The 4348-nt window shown below is 70.1% G+C and carries 3 protein-coding genes; all 3 read left to right on the forward strand.

Features of this window, described 5'->3' with window-relative positions; all coding sequences use genetic code 11:
- The first annotated feature begins 43 nt into the window (after window positions 1–43).
- Window positions 44–1138 carry a DoxX family protein gene (locus LEL84_RS05040; protein WP_068971017.1) on the forward strand — a complete coding sequence of 365 codons (1095 nt, stop codon included), beginning with the start codon at window positions 44–46 and terminating at the stop codon, window positions 1136–1138.
- Between the two features lie 106 nt (window positions 1139–1244).
- Window positions 1245–1934, forward strand: coding sequence for a hypothetical protein (locus LEL84_RS05045; protein WP_226513475.1), 690 nt, complete (start codon window positions 1245–1247; stop codon window positions 1932–1934).
- Window positions 1931–4279 (forward strand): HelD family protein, encoded by a 2349-nt coding sequence (locus LEL84_RS05050; RefSeq protein ID WP_226513476.1) that lies wholly within the window; start codon window positions 1931–1933, stop codon window positions 4277–4279. Before LEL84_RS05045 ends, LEL84_RS05050 begins: the two co-directional genes overlap by 4 nt.
- Window positions 4280–4348 lie beyond the last annotated feature (69 nt).

Raw genomic sequence — 4348 nt, forward strand, 5'->3', positions numbered from 1 at the left:
ACGGATCTCGATAGCCAAACCCGACTGAAGAAGGTTGTGACCGATGATTCTCCGCCGTATAGCCCGTCCGCTCCTCGCCTCGGCGTTCGTCGCCAGCGGCGTGGACGCCATCCGGAGCCCCAAACCGATCGCGCAGTCCGCCGAGCCGGTCGTGGACAAGGCCCGGTCGTCGCTCCCGCCCGAGGTGGCCGGCCGGATCCCGGAGAACACCGAGACCCTGGTGCAGATCAACGCCGCCGCCCAGATCGGCGGCGGAATCCTGCTCGCCACCGGCAAGTTCCCGCGCGTCGCGTCCGTCGTCCTGGCCGGCACCCTGATCCCGACGACCGCAGCCGGCACCGACTTCTGGAACGAGGCGGACCCGGTCAAGAAGGAAGCCCAGCGCAACGCGTTCATCAAGAACGTCGGCCTGCTCGGCGGAGTCCTGTTGGCGGCGGTCGACACCGAGGGCAAGCCGTCGCTCGCGTGGCGCGGCCGTCAGAAGGCATCCGCTGTGGCCGCGGCGCTGCCGATCGGTGCCGCCGCCGGGTCGTCGACCTGGGAGCACCTCGTCGAGCGCACCCACGACGGCGCCGAGATCGTTTCCGAGCGGTCCGCCGACGCCGCGGCGAAGTTCCGCGAGCACGCACCCGAGATCGCCGAAGCCGCGCAGAAGCGCTCCCTCGAGTTGGCCGGAAAGGCCGCCGAGACCGCCTCCGATGTCGCGGATCGCATCAAGGACCGCGCCCCGGTCGTCGCCGACGCGGCTCTCCACCGGTCGTCGGAGCTCGCCGACACGGCGCTCGCGCGTTCGTCTGATCTCGCCGAGACGGCACGCAAGCGGGGCCCGAAGCTCGTGAAGGAAGCGCAGAAGCGGGCCGAGAAGGCCCAGAAGCAGGCCGCGAAGGCGCAGAAGCAGGCGAAGAAGAAGGCTCCGAAGATCGCCGATTCGGCCCGCGACCGTGCGTCCGATCTCGCCGACACCGCCCGCAAGCGCGCACCGGAGTTCGCCGACGTGGCACGCGATCGGTCGGCCGAACTCGCCGACGTCGCCCGCGCACGGTCGGCCGAGCTCGCCGAGACCGCACGCCAGCTCGCCGCAGCTGCCGAGGACTCCGCCGAGCAGAGTCGCAAGCGTCTGCGCAAGGCACGTCGCTGATCCCTCGGGGTCTCCACGCGCACGAGCAACAGATACGAGCACGACCCTGAGCACAACCGATCTCACGACCACGGACGCGGAGCACCCGCCAGAGGATTATCCCTGGGTGCCCGCGTCCGCGGCGCTGAGAGAGGCCTCGCTGCACGAGATGACGCTCGCGGGTCCGCCGTTCGGGACGGTCCCGTCGGCCGGCTCGCGGCTCGTGGTAGCGGTCGGGTCGAATGCCGCCCCCGACGTTCTACGTCGCAAGCTCGCCCACGTTCCGTCGACGGACCGGATCTGCCTCCGCACGGTCCGCGTCGCGAACATCACAGTCGGCCATTCCGCCCATGTCGCGGCCCGGGGATACATCCCGGCCGCACCGATCCTCGCAGGTGAGGGCGCGATCACGACGACCGCGGCCTGGCTGGGTAACACACACATCGATGCTCTCGACGCCACCGAACCCAACTATGATCGACAGACAGTGACTACGCGCGACCACCCCGTTCTCGGCCGTCCCTCTCCCCTCCTTCCGGACGAGTGGACCCCGCCTGCGACCTTCGACCTGTACGTGTCCCGGCACGGCGTCCTCGCCGACCCGGTCACCGGTGACCCCGTCCCCTTCGGCGCACAGACCGACGTTCTCGAGTGGCTGTCCCGCCGACTCGACGACGAGACACTCGCCGACCCGGCGTCGCAGGTCTGCAGCCGCTTGTCCACCGACCCCCGGGCGATGACCACCCGCATCCGGGCCGCCGGACTGGCCCGGTCCCACGGGTCCCGCGCACCGCTGTCGATCGGGGACGGCCGATGACCGCCCTCTCGCCGGACACCGACCCCCGCGTGGACGAGGAACAACGGCACCTCGACCGCGTGTACGGCAGGCTGGACCGGATGCGTCGGACCACCCAGCGTCGGTTGTCGTCGACGCTCTCCGAACGCGGCGGCACACCGCAGGCGCTGTCCGAACGCGAGTCCTACGAGCGGATGTACAACGAGGATCTCGCCAAATTCGATGCCGCCGAACACAATCTGTATTTCGGTCGTCTCGACCTCGAGGACGGCGAGATCCGGCGCATCGGACGCATCGGTGTCCTCGACGACGGTTTCGCCGACGACGGCGAACTCGACGCCACCGCCACCGACGCCACCCTGCTGCTGGACTGGCGCGCGCCGCTGGCCCGGCCGTTCTATCTGGCGACGCCCGCCGCGCCCGAGGACGTCGCGCGCCGTCGCCACATCCGGACCCGCAGCCGCAAGGTCCGCGGGGTGAGCGATGAGTCCCTGACCGCAGGCGATGCGCTGCTCGACGACTTCGGACACGGCGACGTCGTCAACGAGTCGGCTCTTGTCGCGGCCCTCAACGCCGCCCGCACCGGCGAGATGACCGACATCGTCGAGACGATCCAGCGCGAGCAGGACCTGATCATCCGGTCGACGCATCGCGGGGTCACCGTCATCCAGGGCGGCCCCGGTACCGGCAAGACCGCCGTGGCGCTGCACCGAGCCGCCTACCTGCTCTACACACATCGCGAGAACCTCTCGCGCAGCGGCATCCTCATCATCGGACCCAACGACGACTTCCTGAACTACATCGGCCAGGTGCTGCCCTCGCTGGGCGAGTCCGGCGTGCTCCTCTCGACCATCGGGGACCTGTTCCCCGGCGTCCGCGCGGGCACCGCCGACCCGCGGACGACCGCCGCGGTCAAGGGCGGGCTGCGCATGGTCGACGTCCTCAAGCGGGCGGTGCGCGCCCAGCAGTCGCTGCCGTCTCGTCCCGAGGCGGTCGATTTCGACAGCTACACCGTCGAGATCGACTCGGCTCTGGTCAAGGCCGCACGCGCCAAGGCCCGCGCGACTCGACGCGCCCACAACCTCTCGCAGAACGCTTTCCTGAAGGCGGGTCTCGCCGAACTCGCGGCGCGGCACGCGGCGACCATCGGATCGAGCCTGCTCGACGGTTCGCAGTTGCTCAGCCCCGCCGACATCGCCGACATCCGCGACGACATGAGCCGCGATCCCGACATCCGTGCCGCGTTGCTGCGGTACTGGCCGACGCTGACCCCGCAGGCCCTGCTTCGCGACCTGCTCGGCGACGAACGCGCGATCCGCAAGGCCACCCCGGGTTGGACGGACGCCGATCGTGCGGCGCTGCACCGTCCGTCGCGCCCGGCCACGACGTCGGGCGCGGACTTCTCGCCTGCCGACGTCCCATTGCTGGACGAACTCGCCGAGCTGATCGGTTACGGCACCGAGGACGCGGAGCGGGCCGAACGCGCACGCTGGCGTCGCCAGTTGGCCGAGGCGCAGGACGCACTGGACATCCTGACCGGCTCGGCGCCGCAGGACCTCGAGGACGAACTCGATCCCGAGATCCTGATGGCCTACGACCTGATCGACGCAGAACAGCTCGCGTCCCGCCAGACCGAGACACGACGCGCCACGACGGCCGAACGTGCCTACGGCGACCGCACCTGGACGTTCGGCCACGTCATCGTCGACGAGGCCCAAGAGCTCTCCGCCATGTCCTGGCGGATGGTGATGCGACGCATCCCGAATCGGTGGATGACGATCATCGGCGACACCGCTCAGACATCCGACGAGGCGGGCACGCGCTCGTGGGGCGAGGTCCTGGAGCCGTATGTCGCGAAGCGCTGGCAGTTCAAGGAGCTGTCGGTCAACTACCGGACCCCGAGCGAGATCATGGAGTACGCCGCGCGCGTCCTCGACGAGATCGGCAACGGCGAGAAGGCACCGAACTCGTTGCGCAGCAACGGGATCGAGCCGATGGCACTGCGAGCGGACGGTGACTCGCCGGAGAGCGTCGCCGACGCCGTCCTCCGCGCCGTCGGGCTCGCCGAACCCGACGGCCTCACCGCCGTCGTGGTCCCCGATCACGTGCACGACGCGATCGATGCGGCGCTGGCGCCGGATCGCTTCACGCTCCCCGACCGGGAACCACCCCGGGTGTACACCGTGCGGAGCTGTAAGGGCCTGGAGTTCGACACGACGATCGTCGTCGAGCCCGCTGCGATCATCGACCAGTCACCACGCGGGCTCAGCGACCTGTACGTCGCCCTCACCCGGGCGACCCAGCGACTCGTCGTCGTCCATCGGGACGACCTCCCCGACGCCCTCGCGGATCTACCGGCCGGCTGAGGGCGCGCGGATCGCCACTCCGCTCCTCAGGGAGCGGTTGTTTGGGACGCCACATGCGCTCCCCGCGTC

This window comes from Gordonia sp. WA4-43, from assembly GCF_020520305.1.
GTDB classification, from domain to species: Bacteria; Actinomycetota; Actinomycetes; order Mycobacteriales; family Mycobacteriaceae; genus Gordonia; species Gordonia hongkongensis.